This window comes from Arthrobacter sp. YA7-1 (genome assembly GCF_025960325.1).
GTDB lineage: Bacteria > Actinomycetota > Actinomycetes > Actinomycetales > Micrococcaceae > Arthrobacter > Arthrobacter bambusae_A.
The window spans coordinates 3,140,146-3,164,168 of record NZ_CP110114.1 but is presented as its reverse complement, the minus strand read 5'-3'; the positions used below and the strand labels follow the sequence as shown (position 1 = coordinate 3,164,168).

The 24,023-nt window shown below is 63.7% G+C and carries 28 protein-coding genes; 20 read left to right on the top strand and 8 right to left on the bottom strand.

From position 1 onward, the window contains the following. The first annotated feature begins 3 nt into the window (after positions 1–3). The 10 genes from OIT41_RS14800 (at position 4) to OIT41_RS14755 (ending at position 13,128) form a co-directional block, all read left to right on the top strand. Positions 4–1,011: a Gfo/Idh/MocA family protein gene (locus OIT41_RS14800; protein ID WP_264636689.1), complete on the top strand. Its 1,008-nt coding sequence runs from the start codon at positions 4–6 to the stop codon at positions 1,009–1,011. 40 nt (positions 1,012–1,051) lie between these two features. Then, positions 1,052–1,912 (top strand): sugar phosphate isomerase/epimerase family protein, encoded by an 861-nt coding sequence (locus tag OIT41_RS14795; protein WP_264636688.1) that lies wholly within the window; start codon positions 1,052–1,054, stop codon positions 1,910–1,912. A 24-nt stretch (positions 1,913–1,936) separates the two neighbouring features. After that, entirely contained in the window at positions 1,937–3,103 is a 1,167-nt protein-coding gene (locus tag OIT41_RS14790) for a Gfo/Idh/MocA family protein (RefSeq protein WP_264636687.1), read from the top strand. A gap of 87 nt (positions 3,104–3,190) precedes the next feature. Then, the gene (locus tag OIT41_RS14785) at positions 3,191–4,237 is read left to right on the top strand and encodes a LacI family DNA-binding transcriptional regulator (RefSeq protein WP_241709791.1); all 1,047 of its coding nucleotides are present in this window, start codon (positions 3,191–3,193) and stop codon (positions 4,235–4,237) included. A gap of 89 nt (positions 4,238–4,326) precedes the next feature. Then, positions 4,327–5,733, top strand: coding sequence for a glucuronate isomerase (gene uxaC / locus OIT41_RS14780; protein ID WP_241709790.1), 1,407 nt, complete (start codon positions 4,327–4,329; stop codon positions 5,731–5,733). A gap of 86 nt (positions 5,734–5,819) precedes the next feature. Further along, positions 5,820–7,142, top strand: a complete 1,323-nt coding sequence (locus OIT41_RS14775) for a mannitol dehydrogenase family protein (RefSeq protein ID WP_264637967.1) — start codon at positions 5,820–5,822, stop codon at positions 7,140–7,142. Positions 7,143–7,590: 448 nt separating this feature from the next. Beyond that, a complete protein-coding gene (uidB, locus tag OIT41_RS14770) occupies positions 7,591–9,036 on the top strand; it encodes a glucuronide transporter (protein WP_264636686.1) in 1,446 nt (481 codons plus the stop codon). A 118-nt stretch (positions 9,037–9,154) separates the two neighbouring features. After that, positions 9,155–10,384: a D-mannonate dehydratase ManD gene (gene manD, locus OIT41_RS14765; RefSeq protein WP_059387443.1), complete on the top strand. Its 1,230-nt coding sequence runs from the start codon at positions 9,155–9,157 to the stop codon at positions 10,382–10,384. Further along, positions 10,374–12,722 carry a gluconokinase, GntK/IdnK-type gene (locus tag OIT41_RS14760; RefSeq protein WP_264636685.1) on the top strand — a complete coding sequence of 783 codons (2,349 nt, stop codon included), beginning with the start codon at positions 10,374–10,376 and terminating at the stop codon, positions 12,720–12,722. Before manD ends, OIT41_RS14760 begins: the two co-directional genes overlap by 11 nt. A gap of 136 nt (positions 12,723–12,858) precedes the next feature. Then, positions 12,859–13,128 (top strand): hypothetical protein, encoded by a 270-nt coding sequence (locus tag OIT41_RS14755; protein WP_139359719.1) that lies wholly within the window; start codon positions 12,859–12,861, stop codon positions 13,126–13,128. A gap of 1 nt (position 13,129) precedes the next feature. On the opposite strand, the gene OIT41_RS14750 is transcribed toward OIT41_RS14755, so the two are convergent. After that, positions 13,130–13,864: an SOS response-associated peptidase gene (locus OIT41_RS14750; RefSeq protein ID WP_264636684.1), complete on the bottom strand. Its 735-nt coding sequence runs from the start codon at positions 13,862–13,864 to the stop codon at positions 13,130–13,132. Positions 13,865–13,971: 107 nt separating this feature from the next. Between OIT41_RS14750 and OIT41_RS14745 the strand changes: the two genes are divergently transcribed. The 6 genes from OIT41_RS14745 (at position 13,972) to OIT41_RS14720 (ending at position 16,872) form a co-directional block, all read left to right on the top strand. Continuing rightward, positions 13,972–14,508, top strand: coding sequence for a universal stress protein (locus OIT41_RS14745; RefSeq protein ID WP_241709786.1), 537 nt, complete (start codon positions 13,972–13,974; stop codon positions 14,506–14,508). Beyond that, positions 14,505–15,002 carry a fluoride efflux transporter FluC gene (locus tag OIT41_RS14740; RefSeq protein WP_264636683.1) on the top strand — a complete coding sequence of 166 codons (498 nt, stop codon included), beginning with the start codon at positions 14,505–14,507 and terminating at the stop codon, positions 15,000–15,002. The genes OIT41_RS14745 and OIT41_RS14740 overlap by 4 nt, the downstream gene beginning before the upstream one ends. Beyond that, positions 14,999–15,367 carry a fluoride efflux transporter CrcB gene (crcB, locus tag OIT41_RS14735; RefSeq protein WP_264636682.1) on the top strand — a complete coding sequence of 123 codons (369 nt, stop codon included), beginning with the start codon at positions 14,999–15,001 and terminating at the stop codon, positions 15,365–15,367. The genes OIT41_RS14740 and crcB overlap by 4 nt, the downstream gene beginning before the upstream one ends. Positions 15,368–15,448: 81 nt before the next feature. Then, on the top strand, positions 15,449–16,012 hold the full coding sequence (locus OIT41_RS14730; protein WP_264636681.1) for a GNAT family N-acetyltransferase: 564 nt from the start codon (positions 15,449–15,451) through the stop codon (positions 16,010–16,012). A 188-nt stretch (positions 16,013–16,200) separates the two neighbouring features. Then, on the top strand, positions 16,201–16,506 hold the full coding sequence (locus tag OIT41_RS14725) for a hypothetical protein (RefSeq protein ID WP_241709783.1): 306 nt from the start codon (positions 16,201–16,203) through the stop codon (positions 16,504–16,506). Positions 16,507–16,569: 63 nt separating this feature from the next. Beyond that, positions 16,570–16,872, top strand: coding sequence for an antibiotic biosynthesis monooxygenase family protein (locus tag OIT41_RS14720; RefSeq protein ID WP_264636680.1), 303 nt, complete (start codon positions 16,570–16,572; stop codon positions 16,870–16,872). A 90-nt stretch (positions 16,873–16,962) separates the two neighbouring features. On the opposite strand, the gene OIT41_RS14715 is transcribed toward OIT41_RS14720, so the two are convergent. Together OIT41_RS14715 and OIT41_RS14710 are read right to left on the bottom strand one after the other, a co-directional pair. Further along, positions 16,963–17,229, bottom strand: coding sequence for an NAD-dependent epimerase/dehydratase family protein (locus OIT41_RS14715; protein WP_264636679.1), 267 nt, complete (start codon positions 17,227–17,229; stop codon positions 16,963–16,965). Continuing rightward, a complete protein-coding gene (locus OIT41_RS14710) occupies positions 17,226–17,948 on the bottom strand; it encodes a TetR/AcrR family transcriptional regulator C-terminal domain-containing protein (RefSeq protein WP_264636678.1) in 723 nt (240 codons plus the stop codon). Before OIT41_RS14710 ends, OIT41_RS14715 begins: the two co-directional genes overlap by 4 nt. 308 nt (positions 17,949–18,256) lie before the next feature. Here OIT41_RS14710 and OIT41_RS14705 point away from each other — a divergent pair, with 308 nt between their 5' ends. Further along, a complete protein-coding gene (locus tag OIT41_RS14705) occupies positions 18,257–18,403 on the top strand; it encodes a lmo0937 family membrane protein (RefSeq protein WP_139359721.1) in 147 nt (48 codons plus the stop codon). Positions 18,404–18,491: 88 nt separating this feature from the next. Here the strand turns inward: OIT41_RS14705 and zapE are convergent, their stop codons facing one another. The 4 genes from zapE to OIT41_RS14685 are packed head-to-tail and all read right to left on the bottom strand — an operon-like array spanning position 18,492 to position 21,027. Beyond that, complete coding sequence (zapE, locus tag OIT41_RS14700; protein WP_264636677.1) at positions 18,492–19,037, bottom strand: AFG1/ZapE family ATPase; 546 nt, start codon at positions 19,035–19,037, stop codon at positions 18,492–18,494. Then, positions 19,037–20,032 carry a magnesium/cobalt transporter CorA gene (gene corA, locus OIT41_RS14695; protein WP_078108245.1) on the bottom strand — a complete coding sequence of 332 codons (996 nt, stop codon included), beginning with the start codon at positions 20,030–20,032 and terminating at the stop codon, positions 19,037–19,039. The genes zapE and corA overlap by 1 nt, the downstream gene beginning before the upstream one ends. 17 nt (positions 20,033–20,049) lie before the next feature. Next, on the bottom strand, positions 20,050–20,475 hold the full coding sequence (locus tag OIT41_RS14690; RefSeq protein ID WP_264636676.1) for a DUF1761 domain-containing protein: 426 nt from the start codon (positions 20,473–20,475) through the stop codon (positions 20,050–20,052). Positions 20,476–20,484: 9 nt separating this feature from the next. Further along, positions 20,485–21,027 (bottom strand): Lrp/AsnC family transcriptional regulator, encoded by a 543-nt coding sequence (locus tag OIT41_RS14685; protein ID WP_264636675.1) that lies wholly within the window; start codon positions 21,025–21,027, stop codon positions 20,485–20,487. 187 nt (positions 21,028–21,214) lie between these two features. Here OIT41_RS14685 and OIT41_RS14680 point away from each other — a divergent pair, with 187 nt between their 5' ends. From OIT41_RS14680 to OIT41_RS14670, 3 genes are all read left to right on the top strand, one after another. Further along, the gene (locus OIT41_RS14680) at positions 21,215–22,453 is read left to right on the top strand and encodes an MFS transporter (protein WP_264636674.1); all 1,239 of its coding nucleotides are present in this window, start codon (positions 21,215–21,217) and stop codon (positions 22,451–22,453) included. A gap of 91 nt (positions 22,454–22,544) precedes the next feature. Further along, entirely contained in the window at positions 22,545–23,210 is a 666-nt protein-coding gene (locus OIT41_RS14675; protein WP_241710568.1) for an ArsR/SmtB family transcription factor, read from the top strand. Next, entirely contained in the window at positions 23,207–23,434 is a 228-nt protein-coding gene (locus OIT41_RS14670; RefSeq protein ID WP_241710569.1) for a 2-nitropropane dioxygenase, read from the top strand. Before OIT41_RS14675 ends, OIT41_RS14670 begins: the two co-directional genes overlap by 4 nt. Positions 23,435–23,468: 34 nt before the next feature. Here the strand turns inward: OIT41_RS14670 and OIT41_RS14665 are convergent, their stop codons facing one another. Then, positions 23,469–23,972, bottom strand: coding sequence for an Lrp/AsnC family transcriptional regulator (locus OIT41_RS14665; protein WP_264636673.1), 504 nt, complete (start codon positions 23,970–23,972; stop codon positions 23,469–23,471). Positions 23,973–24,023: the final 51 nt, after the last annotated feature.

Here is a 24,023-nt window from a genome sequence, read left to right as displayed (position 1 = left end):
AGAATGCCTACAGCAGCAGTCATCGGTTGCGGCGATGTATCGAGCGTGCACTTCGGAGCCATCGCCAAGATGGACGATGTTGAACTCGTGGCGGTCTGCGACACCGACGCCGGACGCCTCGAGGCGGCAACGGCCGCCCACGGCGTGGCCGGGTACGCGGAATACCTGGAGATGCTCGACGCGGTGAGGCCCGACGTCGTGCATATCTGCACTCCGCACCACCAGCATGCCTCGCTGGCTGCGCACTGCCTTGAGCGCGGCGTCAGCGTGATCGTCGAGAAGCCGCTCGCCCACACCCTTGAAGAGGGTCGCCGGCTGGTCGAGGCGGCGGAACGGAGCACGGCGAAGATCGCCGTCTGTTTCCAGAACCGCTACAACGCGACGTCGCAGGCCATGCGGAGACTGCTCGACGACGGCGGGCTGGGCCAGGTTCTGGGCGCCTCGGCAACCGTGATGTGGCACCGGACGGCCGAGTACTACCGGGACAGGCCGTGGCGCGGCACCTGGGCTGAAGGGGGCGGCGGCCTCATGATGAACCAGGCCATCCACACGGTGGATCTGCTCCAGTGGCTGGTAGGCGACGTGACCAAGGCGGAAGGTCACGCATCCACGCGCTCGCTCGGCGGTGTGATCGAGGTGGAAGACACGGCGGAATTCATCGCCGGGCACTCCAACGGTGCTACCAGCGTCTTCTACGCAACCCTGGCCAACGCCACCAACGCACCCGTGACGCTCGACATCGTGACCGAAAAGGCCACGCTCAGCCTCCGGGGCGACCTCGTTGTCAGCTACGCCGACGGCACCGTGGAAACCATCCCGGAACGTGCCTTGGAATCGGGTGGGCGCGCGTATTGGGGAGTATCCCACGAACTCCTGATCAAGGACTTCTACGCCAAGCTCGGGGATCCTGCGCCGTTCTGGATCAGTCCTGCCGAAGCCGAAAAGTCACTCAGGATCGTCAAGGACATCTACGCCCAGAGCTACCCGGAAATCTCCGGGTACGTGGGCTAACCACGCGGCCTATGAGGGCCCGGAACCAACGGAGGACAAAGTGGCCAAAATCGGCGTACAGGCAATGATGCTGAAGGGCAGCTTTGCCGAAGCCGGGGCGTTTGAAACGCTTCGCAAGGTCAGCGCGATGGGGTACAACGCCGTCGAGATCTCCCAGATCCCGATGACACCGGAAAACGTTGCCGATCTGGACCGCTCCCGCGGCGAACTGGGCATGGACATCGCAGCGCTTTCGGTTGCCATGGAAACGCCCAAGGGCATGCCAGGCGATTCGCTCAAAGACCATTTCGACAAGATCGTGGACGACGCAAAGCGACTTGACACGCACCTCCTGCGGATTGGCATGATGCCGTTCCCGGCCATGAAGTCGATCGACGCCGCGGTGGACTTCGCGAAGCGAGCCAACGAATACGCTGAACGCCTGCGGGAACACGGCATTGGCCTCTACTACCACAACCACCACATCGAGTTCGCCAAGTTCGACGGCAAATACATGCTGGACATCATTGCCGAAAACTCCCCGGCCATGGGCATGGAGATCGACGTGCACTGGGTGCAGCGCGGCGGACTGGACCCTGTCCGGACCCTGGCCAAATACGCCGGACGCACTGCCATGGTGCACCTGAAGGACTACCGGATCGGCGGGTTGCCTGAGCAGGCCTTCGGGCTCCTCGAAACGGGGGACATCGCAGGCTTCATGGCCGAGTTCAAGAACGTGGTCCAGTTCGCCGAAGTGGGCGAAGGCAACCTTGACTTCCCATCCATCATTCCCGCGGCCCAGGCCTCCGGCGCGGAGTACTTGCTCGTGGAGCAGGACGAGCTCTACGGCCGCACGGTGTGGGAAGCGCTGCAGACTTCCTACGACAACCTCGTGGCCATGGGCCACGCCGACCTCTTCTAATCCCACTACAACGGAGATCTACTCATGAGCAAGAAAGTACGCCTAGGCATCATCGGCCTGGGCCAGCAGGGCGGCACGTACGCCAAGTTCATCACTGACGGAATGGTCCCGAACATGGTGATCGGCGCTATCTGCGACACCGATCCCGGAAAGAAGGAACTGGCAGGCTCCCGGTACCCCGATGCGCCTTTCTACGACGACTACATCGCCATGCTTGAAAGCGGCGACGTCGATGCGATCGTCACGTGCGTGCCGCATTACCTGCACCCGGAAATGGGCATCGAATCGCTCAAGCGCAATATCCACGCCCTCGTGGAGAAGCCCGCCGGCGTCTACACCAAGCAGGTCAAACGGCTCAATGAGTTCGCGGCCTCCAAACCCGGGCTTTCCTTCGGGATCATGTTCAACCAGCGCAACAACCCGCTCTACAAGAAGCTGAAGGAGATCGTCGACAACGGCGAGATCGGGGCTATCCGCCGCACCAACTGGATCATCACCAACTGGTGGCGTCCGCAGGGCTACTACAACTCCAGCGAATGGCGCGCCACGTGGGGCGGCGAAGGCGGGGGCGTCCTGGTCAACCAGGCACCACACCAGCTCGACCTGTGGCAGTGGATCTGCGGCGTTCCGAAGTCCGTCTACTCCAAGGTGGCGTACGGATTCCGCCGGGACATCGCCGTCGAAGACGAGGTCACCGCCGTCGTGGACTACGGCAACGGCGCCACCGGTGTCTTCGTCACGGCCACGCACGACCTCGTGGGCACGGACCGCTTCGAGATCCTGGGCGACCAGGGCAAGATCGTGGTGGAAAACAGCAAGACCGCCACAGTCACCCGACTGGTCAAGCCCGAGCGCGAACTCAGCGACGGAATGGACATGGACGATGTCCGCAAGCTCTTCATGGGCGAATTGAAGGCCGAGGACTACTACACCACCGAGGTCATCGAATTCGAGTCGGCCTGGGGCGGACAGCACGCGGGCGTCCTGGAGAACTTCGCGGCCAACATCCTGGACGGCACCCCGCTGTTGGCACCCGGCTCGGACGGCATCAAGGGCGTCCGCCTGGCCAACGCCATCCACCTGTCGAGTTGGACCGGCAGGGAAGTCCCCCTGGACTTCGACGAGGACGAGTACATGCGCGAGCTCAACAAGCGCATCGCCGAAGAAGGCAAGTTCGCGGAACGTTCCTAGTCAGCAGGACATTCAAGCAGGACGGTCGCCGGCCGAAGGGTTGGCAACCGTCCTGCTTTTGTTGCCATGCCGGATTACGATGGAGCCGTGACTGAAGCGACGAACTCCGGAGCAGTAACCTCCCCCGCCAAGCGTGGACGCGGGGAGAAATCCTCGCCCACCATCTACGACATCGCGAGGCTCGCGGGAGTCAACCCGTCCACGGTTTCGCGCGCGCTGAGCAAGCCGGGCAGGGTCAGTGCGAAGACCCAGAAAATCATCGAGGACGCCGCCGAACAGCTGAACTACCGGGTCAACCCCTTCGCCAGGGCACTTCCCACGGGCCGCACCCAGACGATCGGACTGATTGTCGCGGACATCACCAACCCGACGTTCTTCGATATCATCCGGGGCGCGGAAACCACAGGGTCTGCCCGGGACTACACCCTGGTGCTTGCCGAGTCCGCAGAGTCGCCTGAAACCGAGCTCGTTGCGGCCCGCAGGATGTTGAGCACGGTGGATGGCCTCATTTTGGCGAGTCCGCGCATGGACGACGAAAAGATCCTGGCCTTGGCCGCGGACAAGCCAGTGGCCGTGATCAACCGCGAAATAGAGGGAGTCCCGTGCGTGGTCCCCGACGTCAACAAAGGCATTAACCAGGCCGTGCGGAGCCTCGCCTCCAATGGCCACCAGGAGCTCGCGTATGTTGCCGGGCCGCCGCAGTCGTGGATGTCGAGCCGCCGCTGGGAAGGCGTCCAGGCTGCCTGCGATTGGTACAAGTTGGGAGCGGTCCGCTTGGAATCGTCCAAGCCAACCGTCGACGGCGGCCGCCAAGTAGCGCGCGACGTCCTGGCGAGCGGCGCGACGGCGGTCATCACCTACAACGATCTCCTCGCCATCGGCCTCATGCAGGAGCTCCAGGCCGCCGGGATGCACGTGCCGGACCAGATCAGCATTGTGGGCTTCGACGACATCTTCGGGGCAGACTTCACGACCCCGCCGCTCACCACTGTCAGGTCGCCGTTGGGGGAGTGCGGTTCCCTTGCTGCCACCCTCCTGCTGGACATGTTGCTGGGCCAGGATGGGCCCGCGGAAGCCGTCCGGGTGGACACGGAGCTCGTGGTGCGCGGTTCAAGTGGGCGGTTGATCGCGTAGCTTCAAGCGATCCGGCGGATGGGTTGCAACGGGATGGCAATAGTTGGCAACCGGTTGACGGATCGGTTCTTCGGGCTGAAAATTGACCTATGTCACAGTCGATCGCAGCCAATCCTGACCGGCTCCTGCCCGCGGATCCCGGGACGCGCAGCATTGCGCACTCCCTGCTGGAGCGCGTCCAGGACCTGCCCATCATCTCTCCGCACGGCCACGTTGACGCCGCCGTCATCGAGCACAACACCCCGTTCCCTGATCCGGCCGCGCTCCTCGTCAGCCCGGACCACTACGTCACCCGGCTGATCCACGCCAGCGGAGTCCCCATGGACAAACTGCTCTCGGAAAGCGCCAACCCGTCCGAATCGCGTGAGATCTGGCGGACTTTCGTCCAGGCCTGGCCCCTCTTCGAGGGTACGGCGTCCGGATATTGGCTGCGCACGCAGTTCGAGAGCGTGTTCAAGCTGGGCGCGGATCTCGGCGAGATGTCTGCCGACGCCAGCTACGACGCCATTGCCGCCAAGCTCGTCGAGCCCGACTTCCGTCCCCGCCAGCTCTTCAAGGACTTCAACATCGAGGTCCTGGCCACCACGGACGATCCGCTGGACAGCCTGGCGAGTCACAAGGCGATCGCCGAGGATCCTTCGTTCAACGGCCGCGTGCTTCCGACCTTCCGTCCGGATGCCTACCTGAACATCGCCCACCCGGCGTGGAGTGCCAACGTGGAGAGGCTTGTCGATTCCGCCGGCGACGGGACCGCCGGCTACGCCGGCTACATCAAGGCCCTGGAAAACCGCCGTCGTTATTTCGTGGACCATGGCGCGGTCTCCGCGGACCACGGCGTCCTCACCCCGGCAACGCTCAAGCTGGACCGGGCAGACGCCGAGCGGATCTTCGAACTGGCGCGCGCCGGCAAGGCCACGGCCGAGGACCGCAACACCTTCGAGGCCCACATGATGTACCAGATGGCCCGGATGTCGGTCGAAGACGGCCTGGTAATGACCATCCACCCGGGTTCATTCCGAAACCACCACCAGCCCACCTTCGAGGCCTACGGCGCGGACACCGGACACGACATCCCATTTGCCACGAACTACACCGAAGCCATCCGCCCCCTGCTCCAGGACTTCGGCACGGCCAAGGACTTCCATCTGGTGCTGTTCACCCTGGACGAGACGGTGTTCTCCCGCGAACTGGCCCCGCTGGCCGGGTTCTACCCCTCGGTGTACCTCGGCGCGCCGTGGTGGTTCCTCGACGCACCGGACGCCATGCTCCGCTTCCGCTCCGCCGTCACCGAAACCACCGGCTTTTCGCGGTCTTCGGGCTTCATCGACGACACCCGCGCATTCTGCTCCATCCCTGCGCGGCACGACGCCTCCCGCCGGATCGAAGCGTCCTTCCTCGCCCGCCTCGTGGCCGAGCACCGTGTCAGCGAAGACCGAGCCCATGAAATCATCGTCGACGTCGTCGACTCCTCACCCCGAAGGGTCTTCAAGCTGTGAGCAACGAACCCGGGCAAACTGCGGATCTTCCCCGCTTGAGCCGTGCCATCAAACCAATCGGCAAAGCCCCGGTGCGCATTGTGCACATGGGACTGGGAGCCTTCCACCGCTCCCACCAGGCCTGGTGCACCCAGCATGCAGGCGACGCGGCTGAGTGGGGCATCGCAGCCTTCACCGGCCGCCGCCCGGATGCAGCGGAGGTCCTCGCTGCACAGGACGGCCTGTACACCGTCGTGGAGCGCTCCGACGCAGGGGACTCCTTCGAAGTCATCGGCAGCATCGTCGAAGCCGTCGACGGTGCCGACGTCGAGCGTTTCGCCGACCTTGTCGCCGCGCCCCTGACTTCGCTCATCACCCTCACTATCACCGAGGCCGCCTACCGGCTCGGGTCGGACGGGAAGCTGGACAACCAAGCGCCCGACGTCGTCGCGGACCTCGCCGTCCTCGCCGGCGGTTCTGCTTCCGGCAAGCCGACGACGCCGCTGGGCAGGCTCGTGCTGGGCCTCGCAGCGCGCCGCGACGCCGACGCCGGCCCCCTCGCCGTGGTGTGCTGCGACAACCTCTCCAGCAACGGGACGGTCGCCAGGAGCGCCGTGCTGGGGATGGCCAAGGCGTTCGACGCCGGACTAGCCGCCTGGATCGACGCCAACGTCAGCTTTGTCAGTACCTCTGTTGACCGCATCACGCCGCGGACGACGGACGCCGACATCGACGCCGTCGCTGCCGCGTGCGGCTACCGCGACGAATCGCCCGTGGTCGCCGAGCCTTTCGTCAACTGGGTGCTCAGCGGGGACTTCCCCGCGGGGCGACCGCACTGGGAGGACGCAGGCGCCGTTTTCGTGGACGAGATCGAGCCGTACGAGAACCGCAAGCTGTGGCTCCTCAACGGCGCACACTCCCTCCTCGCTTATGCCGGCCAGTTGCGCGGACACAAGACCGTGGCAGAAGCCCTCGCTGACGATTTCTGCCGACGGGCAGTGGAGGACTTCTGGGACGAGGCCGCCTCCAACCTGCCCGGTGAGGACTTGCGCATCCCCGAGTACAGGGCTGCCCTCCTGGAACGCTTCGGCAATTCCCGGATCGCCCACCATCTGGCACAGATAGCCATGGATGGCAGTGCCAAGCTGCGCATGCGGGCGCTGCCTGTGCTCCAGGCCGAGCGCGCCGCCGGCCGAAGCGGCCAGGCCGCTGCCCGGATGATCGCGGCCTGGACTGCCTACACCGCCACGGCAACTGGGCTCCAGGACCCGCAAGCGGCAGACATTGCCGCCGCGAACCTCCTGCCAGGCCGTGCACGGCTCGAGGCCCTGCTCGGCCTCGTTGATCCCGACTTGGTTGCCGACGCGGGGATCGTGGACCTCGTTGAACGTTTGGCCGAGTCCTTTGCGGCCGCTGGCAACCTTAGGTAGTCCGCAGGCACTCTCGACGGCGCCCGTTTCCTTCCCCGTGAAGGCAGCGGGCGCCGTCGTTTAGGCCCCGATACATGAGCGAGCGTTCGCCGGATATTCGATATATGTGAGCGAGCGTTCGGCGGGACCGACGCTCGCTCACGTATGTCGGGTTTTCTCCCGACGCTCGCTCACGTATGTGGGGTTTTCCCCTGACGCTCGCTCACGTATGTGGGGTTTTCCCCTGACGCTCGCTCACCTTGCGTGAGCGGGGGTTGGGTGGGACGGACGCTGGATTCCCATTGACGCGGAAATGTTTCATGGAAACATTTGGCAACCGCTTGCCTAAAGGTTGCCGAGGTGACTAGAATTACATCAAGCTTCAACTAATTCAGGCCTGATTCGACCGAAGCCTTTCCATCATCGCAAGCCGGAACATGGGGTACCGGCAAGGGTAAAGGAGCCCGCAATGAACAAGCTCAGCAAACTCAGCATCGTAGGCTATGGGGCTGGCGACGCCGCCAACAACCTTGCCTTCACTACCGCCACCATGTTCCTGCTCGTCTACTACACCGACGTCGCAGGCATTTCCGCGGCGGCCGCCGGGACCCTGTTGCTTACCGTCAGGATCTTCGACGCTTTCGCTGACGTCTTTGCCGGACGGTTGGTTGACCGCGCGTACAGCAAGCGCTTTGGAAAATTCCGCCCATTCATCATGTTCGGCTCCATCCCGCTGCTGCTCCTGAGTGTCGCAGCCTTCTCCATTCCGCAGATTGGCGAAACGGGGATGTTGCTCTACGCCTACGTGACATACGCCGCCCTCGGCCTGGCCTACTCGTTGGTGAACATCCCCTACGGTTCGCTGGCCGGCGCGATGACGCAAGATCCGGGGGAGCGGGCAAAACTGGGCTCGGCCCGCATGGTCGGCGCCCTTATGGTCAGTTCCGCGCTGGGTATCTTCGTGGCTCCGCTGATCAGGCCCGGCGCCAACCTGCAGTCCACGTTCACCATCATTACCCTGGTCTTCGTCGTGATCGGCGCAGCGCTGTACTTCTTCACATTCCTCACTGCCAAGGAGCGCGTTCACCGGGCAGTCCCCAAGGTTTCCTTCAAGCAAAGCATGGCGACACTCAAGACCAACCGTCCGTTGCTCATGCTGTGCCTGAGTTCCTTCCTGTTCCTGACCGGCTACATGGCGCTGTCCTCGGTGCAGCTGTACTACTTGCGTGACGTACTCGGCCGGCTGGATTTCTACGCCGCCCTCGCGATCGTCCAGCTGGTGGTGACATTTGCCCTCGCTCCGCTCATGCCACGGCTGGTCCGGAACTTCGGCAAGAAGACCATTTACGTGGCTGCCGGGGTCCTCGCGATCATCGGTGGCGCAATCGTCTTCTTCGCTCCGGCCGCCATGGTCTGGGTCGGGTTCTCCGGTCTGCTCTTGAGCATGCTGGGCGTCATGGCCGTCAATATTGTGGTGTGGGCCCTGGAGGCTGACACGGTCGAATACGGCGAATGGAAGACCGGTGTCCGGACTGAAGGCATCACCTATGCGCTGTTCTCCTTCACACGCAAGACTGGCCAGGCCGTCGGCGGAGCCCTTGCTGCATACGCACTCGCGGCGGGCGGCTATAAGTCGGGCACTGCGCACAGCACCGAATCCCTGCAGGCCATCCAATTTGCCGCAGGTGCGTTGCCGGCCGTCATGACCATCCTCGCGATCGTCGTCATGGCCAGATACAAGCTGAGCGACGCGTTCCATGCGCAGATCCTGGGCGAAATCAAAGCCCGCCGTTCCCTCGAAAGTTCCGGCGCCGAGCCAATCGGCGGGGGAGGCGCTGCCGGGAATCCTCCCGGTCGAGCGGTCGCGGAAACCTCGCCGGTGACCCGTGGATCGGGAAATATCTCGACGAAATAATACTGCAACCGGTTGCCAATAATTGTCATCCATCCTAAGATCGTCTTTACCCGCCCTGTGGTGCACGTCGCATCCGGGCCAGGCCAGCCCTCGATCAGCAACCCTGAAAGGACCAGCTGTGAAAATCATTGCCGCTGAAGTCTTCGTGACCAGCCCCACCCGGAACTTCGTGACTTTGCGGATCACCACCGAGGACGGCGTGACCGGCATCGGCGACGCGACCCTGAACGGCCGTGAACTCGCCGTGGCCGCGTACCTGAAGGAACACGTTGCGCAGCTGCTGATCGGCAAGGACCCGCACCGGATCGAGGACACCTGGCAGTTCCTCTACCGCTCCTCGTACTGGCGCCGTGGTCCGGTCACCATGGCCGCGATCGCCGCCGTCGACATGGCCCTGTGGGACATCAAGGGCAAAGTGGCCGGGCTGCCGGTCTACCAGCTCCTGGGCGGTGCCTCCCGCAACGGGCTGCGCGCGTACGGCCACGCTTCGGGCGCGGACATCCCTTCCTTGTTCGACTCGGTCCGGGAGCACCTGGAGCTGGGTTACAAGTCGATCCGCATCCAGACTGCCATCCCGGGCATCAAAGCCGTGTACGGCGTGGCCGCACAGGCGCAGGCCTCGGGTGAGCGCTACGACTACGAGCCCGCCGGTCGCGGTGCGTTCCCACAGGAAGAGGACTGGGACACGCGCGCCTACCTGCGCCACCTGCCCACCGTCTTCGAAGCGGTTCGGAATGAATTCGGCCCGGAAATCCCGCTGCTGCACGATGGCCACCACCGCATGACCCCCATCCAGGCTGCCAAGCTCGGCAAGGCCCTGGAACCGTACGACCTGTTCTGGCTCGAAGACTGCACCCCGGCCGAAAACCAGGAAGGGCTGCGCCTGGTCCGCCAGCACACCACAACACCGCTGGCCATCGGCGAAATCTTCAACACGGTCTATGACTTCCAGACGCTCATCAAGGAACAGCTCATCGACTACGTCCGCGCCGCGTCGACGCACTTCGGCGGCATCTCACCGCTGAAGAAGGTCATGGACTTCGCCGCCCAGTACCAGATCAAGTCCGGTTTCCACGGCCCCACCGACATTTCGCCCGTCGGTTTCGCCGCGCAGCTCCACGTGGGCCTGGCCATCCACAACTACGGCATCCAGGAGTACATGCAGCATTCGGACAAGACCAACACGGTCTTCGAGCAGTCCATGACCTTCACCGACGGCTATCTGCACCCGGGCGACAAGCCGGGCCTCGGCGTCGAATTCAACGAAGAAGCCGCCAACTCCTTCCCGTACCAGCAGGCCTACCTGCCCTACAACCGACTCGTGGACGGCACCGTCCATGACTGGTAGGAACGTCGCCACGGCCGGCGACCCCATCGCTGGAGGGAACAAGCCGCGGCGCATCGTGGTGATGGGCGTCTCAGGTTGCGGCAAGACCACCATCGGGGACCTCGTGGCCCGGGCGCTGGGCGTTCCGTTCCTCGACGGCGATTCCCTCCACCCAGTGGAGAACGTTGCCAAAATGGCCGCCGGAACCCCGCTGACCGATGAAGACCGCTGGCCCTGGCTCGCCACCGTGGGCACCGAACTCGCCAACGCCGGCGACGGCGGGCTGGTTCTCGCGTGCTCTGCCCTCCGGCGCAGCTACCGGGACGCCATCCGCGAGAAGGCACCCGACACGGTCTTCCTGCACCTTCATGGCAGCAAAGAGGTGCTGAGGGAAAGGACAGAGGGCCGTTCCGGCCACTTCATGCCGCCCGCGCTGCTGGACTCACAGCTCGCCACGCTGGAACCGCTCGACGCCGACGAGGCCGGGTTCGTCGTCGACATCGCCGTACCGGTCAACGAGGTGGTCGCCGAAGCGCTCGCCGGGATTGCCGCCGTCGCAGGCTCCGAAGCTCCGGCGGGGCACACCCGCGCCGGCGCCGTGGGCACCCAGGTGCGGCAGTTCGACGTCGACCTCCAGTCGGCGCCGTTCAACCTCGACGACGACGCCGTTGCCTGGGTGGACTCCACCATCCGCGGCATGAGCCTCGAGGAAAAAATCGGGCAGCTCTTCATCAACCACAACAACGATTACTCCCCGGAGTACCTCGACGGCGTGCTGGAGAACTATCACGTCGGCGGGATGAGGTACCGGCCGGGCCCGTCCGCCGCAGTCCAGGAACACATCCGTTATGCCCAGTCCAAAACGCGCATCCCGCTCCTGGTCGCCTCCAACCCGGAAATGGGCGGAGCTGGAAGCTGCGACGACGGAACCTTCGTGTCGACCCACCTGCAGGCCGGTTCCCACCCGGACAAGTCCATTGCCAGGAAAATGGGCCAGGTGGCCGGAGTGGAAACCGCGGCTTTGGGCTGCAACTGGGCGTTCGCGCCGATCGTGGACGTCCACTACAACTGGCGCAACACGGTCATCTCCACCCGGGCGTTCGGCAACACACCGGAAATCGTGGTGGAGCGCGCCAAGGAGTACTTCGACGGCATCAGCGAATCTCCCACTGTCTGCGCCATCAAGCATTTCCCCGGCGACGGCGTGGACGAACGCGACCAGCACGTGGTCACGTCGTACAACACGCTCGGGTACGCGGAGTGGAATTCCAGCTACGGACACGTGTACCGGGAGATGATCGGCCACGGGGTCCAATCCATCATGGTCGGACACATCGGGGCTCCTGAGCTCACGCGGCATTTCCGGCCGGGGACTGAAGACCGGGATATCCTGCCCGCCACCCTTGCTCCGGAGCTTCTGCAGGACTTGCTCCGTGGCGAGCTCGGCTTCAACGGACTGATCCTCACTGACGCATCGCAAATGGTCGGACTCACCCAGGCAAAGAAGCGCAGGGACCTCGTTCCAGCCACCATCGCCGCGGGCTGCGACATGTTCCTGTTCTTCCGCAACCCGGCGGAGGACTTCCAATACATGATGGACGGTTACAAGACCGGCGTGATCACCGATCAGCGCCTGCATGACGCGTTGCGCCGGATCCTGGGGTTGAAGGCCAGCCTGGGGCTGCACAGGAAGCTGCCGGAAGAATTGACGCCGTCGGCCGAGGCGCTGCGGCTGATCGGCAGCGAGGCGCACCTAGCCGTCGCCGCCGAAATCGCGGACAAAACCGTCACCCTGATCAAGGACACCGCCGGCAACCTGCCCATCACGCCGGAAACCCACAAGCGGATTCGCCTGTACGGCATCTCCGGCGGATCCGATTTCACCCGGGCGGACCCGCTGGCCTACCTGGATACGGTCAAGGAGGAACTTGAAGCCGCGGGGTTCGAGGTCCACCTCTTCAAGACGGCGGAACAGCGTGAGGCTGCGGGGGAGTCGGGCGTGAACTTCATGAGCGTCATCTCCGACGAAGCCACCGGCGATTATGCGGACAAGTATGATGCCGCATTCGTCTTCGCCAATGTCAAGGGCTTTGCCCAGGAGGCGGCGATCCGCATCAAATGGTCGAGCCCCATGGCGGCGGAAATCCCTTGGTACGTCACGGAAGTCCCCACGGTGTTCGTCTCGCTGAACCAGCCGAACCACTTGATCGACGTGCCGATGGTGAGGACGGCCATCAACGCCCATGCAGGGACGCGCGAGGCCATCCGGGCTACCATCCAGAAAATCCAGGGCAAGTCCGAGTTCCAGGGGACGTTCAACGAGAACGTGTTCTGCGATTCGTTCGACACACGGTTATAGGCCGGTTCCACCCTGTGGCGGCCACTTCCCGGAGGCACGGGGAGTGGCTGCCGCACGCCGGGGCCGGCTTCCTGGAGCTATGGAGTTCGAATCTCCTGACCTCCATATTGTCGATGCCCCGCAGTAGTATTCGGGCATGCCTGACCAGCCCGAATACCCCGCGCCGTTGAATTCAGTCGGCGCCCCGCCTCCGCGCCAAACGGAGCCCCTTTCAACCGTCTCCAGGGTGCCCGTGATCGCCAAGCTCGTTTGGCCGAAGTACCTTCAATATGTTCCGGCCATGGTCACCCGGACGTCGGAGGGCAAGGTCCTGGTCCAATGGTGGCCGAATCCCTTCGGATCGGCCACCAGATTGACGTGGCTGAAGGATACGGACGTGAGGGCCGAGCTGCGCTACGAGCGTTGAGTCAGGCGGCCGGGTTCGCGACGTCCACCAGCTTGGTGTTGTCTTCGACGAGTTCCACGGGCCTCATCGTCCACGCCGACGACAAGGCGTACGCCTCGCCCAGCACGGCCTCCAACAAGGCCTGGCCCCTGGTTTCCTTGGGGTCGATCCAATCGTCGATCAAGTCCGGAGAGATCGGAACCGGGATCCGGTCATGCAGATTGTGCAGCCGCTCATGGACGCCTTCCGGAGGTGAGTCCATGGTCAGGATCGAGCATGACAAGCGCCACGCGCCGGGTGCCGACTTGTCCTCGATGCTCTCGTCACGCCAGGGCGCAAACAAGCCGGCGAAGGTAATCAGCTCATCTTGAGGTTCGACGATGTAGCGCTGCTTGGGATCCTTTCGGCCGGGCCCCGATTTCTTCCACTCATAGTAGGCAGAGGCCGGAACCACCGCCCGCCACTTGGGCAGGGAAGCCCTGAATGCCGGTGTTGCGCCAGCCGTTTCCGATCGCGCGTTCCAAGTGGGCACCTTTGAATCGAACGACTTGGAGAATGTTGGAACCAGGCCCCATCGCCCGGCCGCGAGCTCGCGACCGACTGACCCGTCTCCTGACCGTCCCCGCAGAAAGACCACGGGGTCGGTCGGGTTGATCTGGAGCGTTGGCGAGGGGTAGTCGGTATCACCGCGCAACACGGCACCGAGCTTCCTCGAGAGATAGTCTGCCTCGAAACCGACACTGAACCGACCGCACATATCGACATTCTCGCTTGGCGCTTGGGACAACGCCAGCCGTCGAAGTCCATACTGGAGCAAGATGGACCAATCCGCATCCTGATAGTCCGGACATTTGGAGGGCACCCATGAGCAACCCGCGCGGCGAGGACATGCCTCTGGCCAAGGGCAGCCCCGCCCGCTTGACCGGACCCGTTTTGGCCGGGGTTCTCCCGCACCAGCCTCGCACCGTGGTTGAGAAAGCCGCTGAAGTAGCGCTCAGCGCCGGTTTGGAGCTGGTCCTTGCCTTCGCCGACGTCACGAGTTTCCCGGCGGCAGGGGACCGGGACGGGCACTTGGCCGCTCAGGCGATTGACCCCGACGGAATCGACGACGACGCCGCGGCCATCTCGGAGTCGCTCCATTCCCGCATCGCGGATCAACTCGACGGAACGGGCGTGCAGTGGACCTTCGTGATGCTTGCCGGCGAGCCTGCCCGGTCACTAGGCCGTTACGCGGCGAGCATCAACGCTTCCATGATCGTGGTCGGAACAAAGGAACACGGCCTCGGACCGAAGTTTGAAGGACTGGTCACCGGATCGGTAGCCTTGCATCTGGCACATCGCCAAAACTGCCCCGTGCTCATGGTTCCCTTGGGCCGTCACGACCCAAGCAGGGATCAATGAAGGAAAGCAGCACCGCCCCTCCCGGAGCCGAAGCAAGGACGGCGCCAACGGACCGGACCCTGCACCGACCCCTCCATCTACACGGCCGGTTCGTTCTGCTCGTCGCAGCCGGAGGAATCCTCGGGGCTTTGAGCCGCTATGGATTTGGCATGGCGCTTCCCGCGCCGGACTCCTGGCCGCTGCCCACCCTTCTTATCAATCTGTCCGGCGCGCTCGCGCTGGGCTGGCTACTCGAAGCGCTCGCGCGGAGCGGGCCCGACGCCGGTCTCCGCCGGATTGCCCGCTTGGGCATTGGAAGTGGTTTCCTCGGGGCCTACACCACCTACAGCACCCTGGCGCTGGACTCGGTGCATCTCTTCGGAGCAGGACGCGGAGTGGACGCTATGTGGTACTTGGTGGCCAGCCTGTTGGGCGGCGTCGCGGCCACAACCCTTGGTATCTGGCTTGGGTCGCTCCGGCACAAATCCGCCCCACGGGGGAAGGTCCAGCCATGACGCTCCTTCTGATCGCGCTCGCGGGCGGTGCAGGGGCGGCTGCGCGTTTCGTGGTGGACGGAGTGGTCCGTTCCTGGGCCCGGACTGCGCTGCCGCTGGGCACCATCTTCATCAACCTCTCCGGGTCGCTGCTCATGGGGATCCTGGCGGGACTTGTCATGGCGCATCAGGCTCCCGAATCCCTTCAGCTGGTTCTCGGCACTGGATTCCTAGGCGGATACACGACCTTTAGTACGGCGAGCTTGGAGACCGTCCGGCTTGTCCAGAGCGGCCGGACCGGCCTTGCCTTCCTTAACGGCGTGGGCACTATGGCTGCATGCGTCGGGGCCGCGGCAGCCGGCGTCGGGCTCGTCTTGTTGTTCTGAAGCGGTACACCGCACACGTCCGGGAAAGTCACCTACACCCAGTGGCAACCAAACTCTGGAATAACCCCTCAGGAGAAAACAATGTTTGAAAAAGTCGTGCAGGACGGGGTCGTCCTGAAGCCTCTTGAGCCATGGCACGCCGGCGAGTTTGCCGAGCACATGAACAGGGCGAGAGACCATATCCGGCCGTGGGTCGGACCGACTTTTGTCACCGACACCGTCGAGGGTGCCCGCGCAACGCTTCAGCGTTACGCCACAGCCACTGCGAACGACGGGGCGCGCATCTATGGACTCTGGAACGAAGGCAGGATCGTCGGAGGCGTGATGTTCGTGACGTTTGACTCCGCCTGGGGCATTTGCGAGATCGGCTGCTGGCTCGAACCCGGTGCTGTCGGAGGAGGTCTCATCACCCGGTCGGTCCAGCTGCTCATGGAGTGGGCTTTCGTGGAGCGTGGGATGTCCCGCATCGAATGGCGGTGCCGCACCGACAACGACCGCAGCGTGGCTGTCGCGCAGCGACTGGGTATGCGTTCGGACGGAGTCCTTCGCAGCAGCTGGGTCTACGACGGAAAGCGATACGACAAAGAGGTATTTTCAACACTTCGGGCGGAATGGATGAGCACACGGCCTGATATCGCTCAGTGAGAGTAGGGGGTCACTCAAGGCCACGGTGACGAAATTGTTCGATTAATCACTTTTGCCCCTCGGGGTCCACTAGCCTCATCTGAGGACTAAGGGGGCCTATGTTGGAAATCGCGTTGACCTGCGCAAACGCAAACTTGAATGTAGATGCAAGGGGTACCTTCCATTTGCGGTGGGCGCGAGGTTCGTCGGTGTCGGGCGCCGATGCCGACGCCGTCGTCGCTGCTGTCCGGGGTGTCACCGGAGGTCGGCTACAGCCGATGCTCGTCGAGGTCGTGGACGTATGTTTGGGTCTCGAGGCCAGAGCGACGCTGTTGGGGACCCGGTTTGTGTCCGCTGTTGCACTGGTCGGGGCTACGGTGGTCGACCGGGTGATGGCTGCCGCGTTGTTGCGTGAGCAAGAGTGCCCGCACGGATACTTCACGTCCGTCGAGGACGCCAGGGAATGGCTGAGAGGCTTGCCGGATCCCCAGGCGTTGGAAGAAGCGGTCGTCTGATTCACCGCGATTTTGGAGTGGGTATGCGGCCCCTCAAAACGGCGGCTGTGAGATGCTGAGCGAATGATTTTGGAGCACGCGATCCTCCCCGTACGTCCCGGCAGTGAGTCCGATTTCGAAGAGGCCTTCCGGGCGGCTCGACCCCTGATCAGCCGGCAGCCGGGGTTCCGCAGCCTGTCGATTTCACGCTCGATCGAGTCCCCGAACCTCTACTTACTTCTCGTTGAGTGGGACTCGATAGAAGCCCACACGGAAGGCTTCCGTGGGTCCGCCGACTACGAGAGGTGGAAGGGGTTGCTGCACCATTTCTACGACCCGTTCCCCGTCGTCGAGCACTTCACGACGGTTCCGAAACGCGCCTCGTAATGGATCCGCGTGCGGGTCAGAGCAGGCCTTTGCGGACGGCTTCGTAGATGGTGCTGATGGTCGGCGTGAACTCGAGGCTGCGGGCGAGGTTCACATCCATTTGTCCCTTCCAAGGGTGGGTGTCTGGCGGTCGTCGCGGGTGCGGAATACTGCGGCAAGGTGGATGACCGCGGTGACGCCTTCCACGGCTGCCGGCAGGGACTCGGGTCTGAGGATGTCACCTTCGGCGCGTTCCACGCCATCCGGGGGTTCTTTTCCGGGGCGGACGAGGGCGCGGCATTCGATGCCCGCTTCGGTGACTCTCTTGAGGAGACGGGGACCGACCAAGCCGGTTCCTCCGGTGACGAGAATGGTCATGGTCTCCCTCGGATGAGGGGTGCTGCGAGTCCGGCGAGCAGGATGCTGATGCCTTGGTCCAGTTCGGCGGCGCCGTCGTAGTCGGCGAGGACCGGGCCGAGGGCGCGGAGGCGGGGGAATTCCTTCGCGGGCAGACGGTGCAGGCCAAGGCGGAGCAGTGCCTCGTTTTCCTCCGGGTCCACGATGAATTCCTGCAGTTCATTGAGGATGTGGCCGTACAGGAACCCGTAATACGCCCGGTAGACGTGCAGTGCGTCGCCGGGGGTGAAGCCGGCGTCAATCAGCAACGAGAGGATCTGCTCGAGCGGGCGCAGCGTGCCCAGCGGGCGCAGGCCCAGGGGTGTCGACAGCGGGCGGGTGACGAGCAACGGCACGACGTTCGGGTGCCGCAGCGCGAGCAGGCGCACGTCGTGGGCTATCTGGCGCAGCTGTGCCTGCCAGTCGGGGTTGTCCGGGGAGGTGGGAAGCTCTTTCAGGACCTGCTCCGTCACTCCGTCCAGGAGCGCGGCGCGGTTGGCGGCGTACCGGTAGAGACTCATCGGATCCCGGCCTAGTTCCTGGCCCAGGCGGCGCATGGTGAGTGCATCGAGTCCTTCCGCGTCCACCAGTGCCAGGGCGGTGGACAGGACGAGGTCCCGGCTCAGCCTGGGTTTCTGCCCGGCGGGCTTGTCGCCGGCACCTGCAGCGGAAGAATTGGCCGGAGACTCTGGGGGAGGCATGGGGTTCCGTCCTGATCTGATCGTTTCATCGCGGCTCTTGCCGGGAAAATAAGCTTGCTTACTTTAGAGTCTACGCGTAAAGTCTACATTGTAGATGAGTTCCTACCTAGGTTCGAGGAAGCAGGCTCAAGCGCATGGCAGCGGGCCGTTCGCACCGCTTCGGAAGTCCGTGACTGCGCACCACGCATGGACCGTCAAAACCGCACTTACCCACCATTCACCTTTACTTACACTCAATAGTAAGTATGCTTACTAATGAATGCCCTAGGCCGCCGGCCAGGGCACGCAAACAAACAAGGGAGATTCACATGTTGCTTTGGATAGCCATCATCATCGCCGTTCTCTGGCTTCTCGGCCTGCTCGGCGGCATCGGCGGAGGCCTCATTCACATCCTTCTGGTCGTCGCTGTGATCGTTCTGATCTTCCACTTCGTCCGCGGCAGGTCACGCGTCTAGCCTCCAGCTGCCACGCTGCCGCCCCTCCTGGGCCTAAGTCCAGGAGGGGCGGCGCATTTAAGGGCCGGACTCCTCCGGGGAACGGTCTTCAGCTGCCCCCGGCCTCTACTTCTTCAAAAGGCTCCGGGGCTTCCACCCGGCCCAGGAGTGACAGGCGGCTCGCGATTCTGGCCATGTCAACGGTCTGGGCGGTTGTCTGCCGGGAGCCACTCGGATGCTCCGGGTCCCGGGCCGGATCACCGGCTAAGCCCCAGTCCAAGGGGCCGTGTCCGACCAGGAACAGCGTGATGTCCCGGTCGTAGAGGACATCCACCACATCGCTGAACCGTTGCCAGGTCGATGCGGATCCGGCAGCCGACTCGACCGCGGGCGAGGGTACACCGTCGATCACCCAGGCATCGTAGTCCTCCGCCAAGGCGAGGTAGTCCGCCGTCGACATCCTGCCTCCGCACAATTCCGCGAAACCAACCCAGAGCACGTCGTCGGCCGCTTTGACGGTGAGTCGTTGCGTTGTGGGCGTGAGGATCCTCTCTTGCGATTTCGACGGCGGGAACAAACCGAAAGCTCCCAGCTGCGCCGGCGTTCCGGGGGTAATGATCCTGCCCCTGCTGAAGCCACCCTGCCCGGGAGCCACTAGAGCCAGTTCTTCCGCTTGAAGATGACCCACATGACAAAGCCCGCGAGAACCATCATGCCGAGTGCCATGGGATAGCCGAGCGGCCAATGGAGTTCAGGCATAACGTCGAAGTTCATGCCGTAGAGCCCGGTCACGAATGCGGGTGCGAAGAAGATCGCGGCCCACGAGGAGATTTTCTTGGTTTGTTCGTTTTGTGCCGCGCTCGCCTCGTTTTGCCGGTTCGCGGTCAGGGTCCCGTCGAGGGTCAGGGCGTTTTGGAGCAGGTCGCGGAACCCGTTTGCCCGGGAAATTACCTGCTCGACGTGGTCTTCCACGTCGCGGAGTTTGCGCTGCAGTTCGATGTCGACCCGGTATTTCTCGAACCCGCGCTTCAGGGCGGCCATCATTTCGGGGAGCGGGTTGATCGCGCGCTGGAACTGGATGACCTCGCGGGCGAGTTCGTAGATGCGCCGCGAAACCAGGGGATCGCCGCCGAAGAGCTGGTCCTCGATCTCGTCGATGTCGTTTTCCAACCCGGAGATCACGGGGCCGTAGTCGTCCACCACCTGGTCCAACAATGCGTACAGGACGGCCTCGGGACCATGGCGCAGCAGCTCGGGTTGTTGTTCCAGATCGCGACGGACCTGGGCCACTCCGGGTGTTTCAGCGTGCCGGACCGTGACTACGAAGTTCTTCCCCGTGAAGATATGAAGTTCACCGAACTCCACGGTCTCCGTAGCGTCAACGTATCTCGCAGGCCGCAGGACCGTGAAGAGGTTGTTGTCGTACCGTTCCAGCTTGGGCCGCTGGTGGGCGTTGACAGCGTCCTCGACGGCGAGCAGGTGGAGGCCGAACTCAGCAGCCACTGCCGCCATTTCCGTCTCGTCCGGCCGGTACAGTCCAATCCACACCATTCCGCCGTGCGCGGCCAGCGTTTCGACGCTTTGCTCAAGGCTTTCCGGAGTCGCGGTCCGGATACCGTTTACATAGACGGCATTGTCAATGATGGTCACGAGGTTATTCTCCTCCGCTACTGCAACGCCCCGATGATTGACCCGGAGGCGGTCATGGCCACGATGTCGTGGCCGGAGTCGATGAGGGTCACGGCGGACGGCCTGCCCGCGAAACCGTTGTGGATGACGTGGCCGCCCACGCGGAAGACGACAGCAATTACCAGCGCGAAGAAGCCGCAGGCCAAGCTGCCATGCACGCCCAGCTTTCCGATGAGGACGGCCAGCAGAATGCTCGTGAGTGCTGCGGCAACCATCACGGGGATCCAGATTCCAGCCCCGCCGTCGATCTTCTTGAGGTCTTCTTCGGTCTTGCCGATGGCCTGCATCCATCGTCTGCCGAGGACCGCCGGCATGTACCAGACAAATCCGATGACCATGCTTGAGAAGAATGCCAGGAGTATGGCCAGCCAGTTGATGTGCGGAAGAGAAGGGAGCCAATCCATTCTGGAATCCTAGTCGGCTTGGCTGAGCGGCGAATCAGGGGAAACCTGCGTTTTCGCCCGTTTGGTAGCCCCGGCCGTCTCTGCCGCGCCCACGAGCCTGCCGATGAGAGGTTCTGTCCGGTAGGGGATATGGGTGTGCAGGGCAAGGACCGTTTCCGTGCGAATGACGCCTTTGGTTCTGAGGATGGAGCGAAGCGCGGTTTGCAGGTTGTGCGTGTCGGTGGCCACCACCCGGCACAGGAGATCGCCCCGCCCGGAAATTTCATGCACCTCAAGGACCTGGGGGATGCGGCGGAGGGCTCCGATGACCCCGTCGAGTTCCCGGTGGGTCACCTCCAGCGTCACGAAGCCGACGACGTCGTACCCCACCTTTTCGAGGTCGACCTCGCGGCCGCCGTCGTTCAGTACGCCTGAGCGGACCAGGCGGCGCATCCTCGATTGGGCGGTGTTGCGTGCAATCCCCAGGGACTCGCTAAGTTCGCCGATCTGTACCCGGGGATCACGGATCAACTCGAGCAGGATCTTCAGGTCCGTCGGATCGAGGCTGTTCAAATCATCACTCCGGATCATTTTTAGTCATCGACAAACATCAATTTTGACTGTTCTGATCAATTGTTTCATGGAGATCTGATCTATCCAGCAGGTTTGCGACATCCTGTTGCCATCAAATATTTTGGGCCGCATAGTCCCGGCCCACAAAGCCAGGTTCCGTGACGGCCGCTGAGGCAAAGGCACGGAAATGACGGTCTTTAGCGAACTCCGCATGCGCCAGGCCACCGCCGGGCGCTGGGGCTGGGATGCTTCCACCACGGCGCGGCTGGTTTTGGCCGGCGCCGTCATGTTCACGCTCCTGGTCGGTGCCAACTTGGCGAGTCCGCTGTATCCGTTGCTTCAGGCGGAACTGGGGATCACCTCACTCGGGGTGACAATTGCCTTTGCAAGCTACGTCCTCGCGCTCGTCGGTGTGCTCATGCTCGCCGGCCACTGGTCGGACCACATCGGCAGGCGTGCGGCACTGGTGCTGGCTGTCCTCGTGGGCTTGGCCGGCGGCCTGGTTTTCGCCAACGCGGACAATCTCCTGATGCTCTCGGCCGGCCGGATGCTCCAAGGCATCGCCGTCGGCCTTGCCACCGGAGCGAGCTCAGCGGCTTTGCGTGAATTGCTTCCGTCCCGGCCGGAGTGGGCTTCGCGCTTCACCTTGCTGTCGTCCTCCGGAGGTGTGGCCGCGGGTCCTGCCATCGGCGGATTGCTCTCGCTGCTCCCGGGCGCTACCTCAACGCCGTTCTTCATCCACGCTGCCGTCCTGCTTCTTCTGCTGATCCCACTGTGGCTCCTCAAAGCTCGTCCGGCGATTCGGCCCGCCGAAGGCCCGCGTCCCTACACCGTGCTTGCCCCGCGGCGACCCTCCGTTTCGCGGGAAGCCAGGGGAGCCTTTTGGCTGGCCTCCAGCGCGGGATTCCTCAGCTTTGCCGTGTTCGGATTCTGCCTTTCGCTTGCGCCCGGCTACTTCGCCGTCGTCGTGCACGCCGATTCCCGCCCCATGACCGGGCTGCTGGCCGGACTCACGCTCGGGGCGTCCGCTCTCAGCCAATTGCTGACAGTCCGCGGCCGGTTCGCCGTGCCCGCTGGACTGGCCGTCCTGGGAGTGTCCATTGTGCTGGTCGGCGTGGCGGCTTCTTTGTCCAGTCCGGTGCTGCTGGTGGCGGCGAGTCTGTCCGCCGGGGTCGGGCAGGGGATCGCCTTCCGGCTCGTGTTCAATGACGTCGCCAGCAAGGTGGAGGCGTCCCGGCATGCGCAGATCATCAGCACCGTCTATGTCATCACCTACCTTGGCAGTGCCGTGCCGGTCATCGGGCTGGGTCTGGCCGCCTCGGTCATCGGCTTGAGCGCCGCTGCCAGCTATTTCACCGTGGTGTGCGGGCTGGCAGCTGCCGTGCTCGCTGTCCTGTCCCTCCGCAAGGTGCTCCGGAAGGGCTGAGCGGCAGTTAATCCGGCATAGCCAAGTTCGCAAAGATTGATTTGCAAAGAAATGCTTGCAAAGGTTTCTTTGCAAGAGTACCGTTTCCGACATGGACAAGGCCCCAGAGCAGGAATTCCCCGTCCGCAAGGTCGATACGGCGTCCCTCAAAGCGCTCGCGCACCCGTTGCGCGTTCAAATTCTCGAGATGCTGTCCCGTTACGGGCCGCAGACTGCCTGCAGCCTGGCCGAGCTCCTCGATGAATCCAGTGGCGCCACGAGCTACCACTTGCGGCAACTTGCCAAATTCGACTTCGTGCAAGAGGTGCAAGGCAAGGGGACTGCGCGGGAGCGGTGGTGGGAGCGGCCCAGGGGAGCCATCCAGATCACCTCGCCCGAGTTGGCTCATTCACCGGCAACGCAGGAGGCATCGCGGCTGGTAACCCGGGAGTTTGAACGGAGCAGGCAAGCAGTCCTCGCCGACTTCATGGCACATGGGATGGACTCCCTGGACGAAGATTGGCTTGACGCAGCCATCGTCAACACCGCCAACGCCAGGATGTCAGCCGAGCAGCTCGCCCGTTACTCCCGTTCCATGGAAGCCTTCGCCCGCAAGCTCCTGGAAGACATCAGGAGCGAACCCGAGGCGGACGACGCCCGCCCCGTGCAGATCCACTTCAACGCATTCCCGATCCTGGGCGTCCCGGCGTGGGCCGGGGACAAGAAATCCCGCGACGCAAAGTCGCAGGCAGCAGACACCGAAGGGAAAGAATCATGAGCACTGCCACCGCATCATGCGGCACTTACCGCCGGCCCTCCATGCTGGAGTCGGCAGCCGCCGGTATCGGAACCAGCCTGGTCTCGTGGGCCGAGCGCAGGCGGTACATCCCTCCGGCCGAGCTGGCCATGCAGCGAGCGGCGTTCACTCGCCGGCAGGAACTCGGTGAATTGCGCCGGGACGCACTGGGGGCCGCACACTCGGGACTCGAGCCACGTCACTGAGCCGATCTCATCCACGCCGGGTCCAAGCTGGCAGCTATTCCGGCAGCGGACCGTGGTTGCCCTGGATGTGGGCAAAGACCAAGGTGGTTTCGGTGTGGCCCACCACGGGGTCCGTCGCGAGGTTGTCCAGGACCCAGTCGCGAAGGTCGTCGGTGTTGGCAACCGCGATATGCAGAAGGTAGTCCACGGAGCCCGAGGTGTGGAACGTGGAGATCACTGCGGGGAGCGCGGGAACCCGGGCTGTGAAGCGGTCAATCTGGTCGCGGTCATGGGCGCGGAGGCGCACGGCGATCAGGGCCTGGACCGAACGCCCGATTGCCGGAAGGCTCAGGACGGCTTCGAAACCCTCGATGATGCCGCGTTCGGAAAGCGACCGCGTGCGCATGAGCGCCGTCGACGGTGCGATTCCGACCAGTTCGGCGAGCTGCTTGTTGGAGATCCGGGCATCGTCAACCAATGCCGCCAGGATGCGTTCGTCGATCGCATCCAAGGGCTCGCTGATTCCGATGGGCCGAACGTTCTTCGGGGTGGTGCTCACGGATCCTCCTGAAAGTGCTTTCTGTTCATCATAGAGGCCAATTTCCGCACA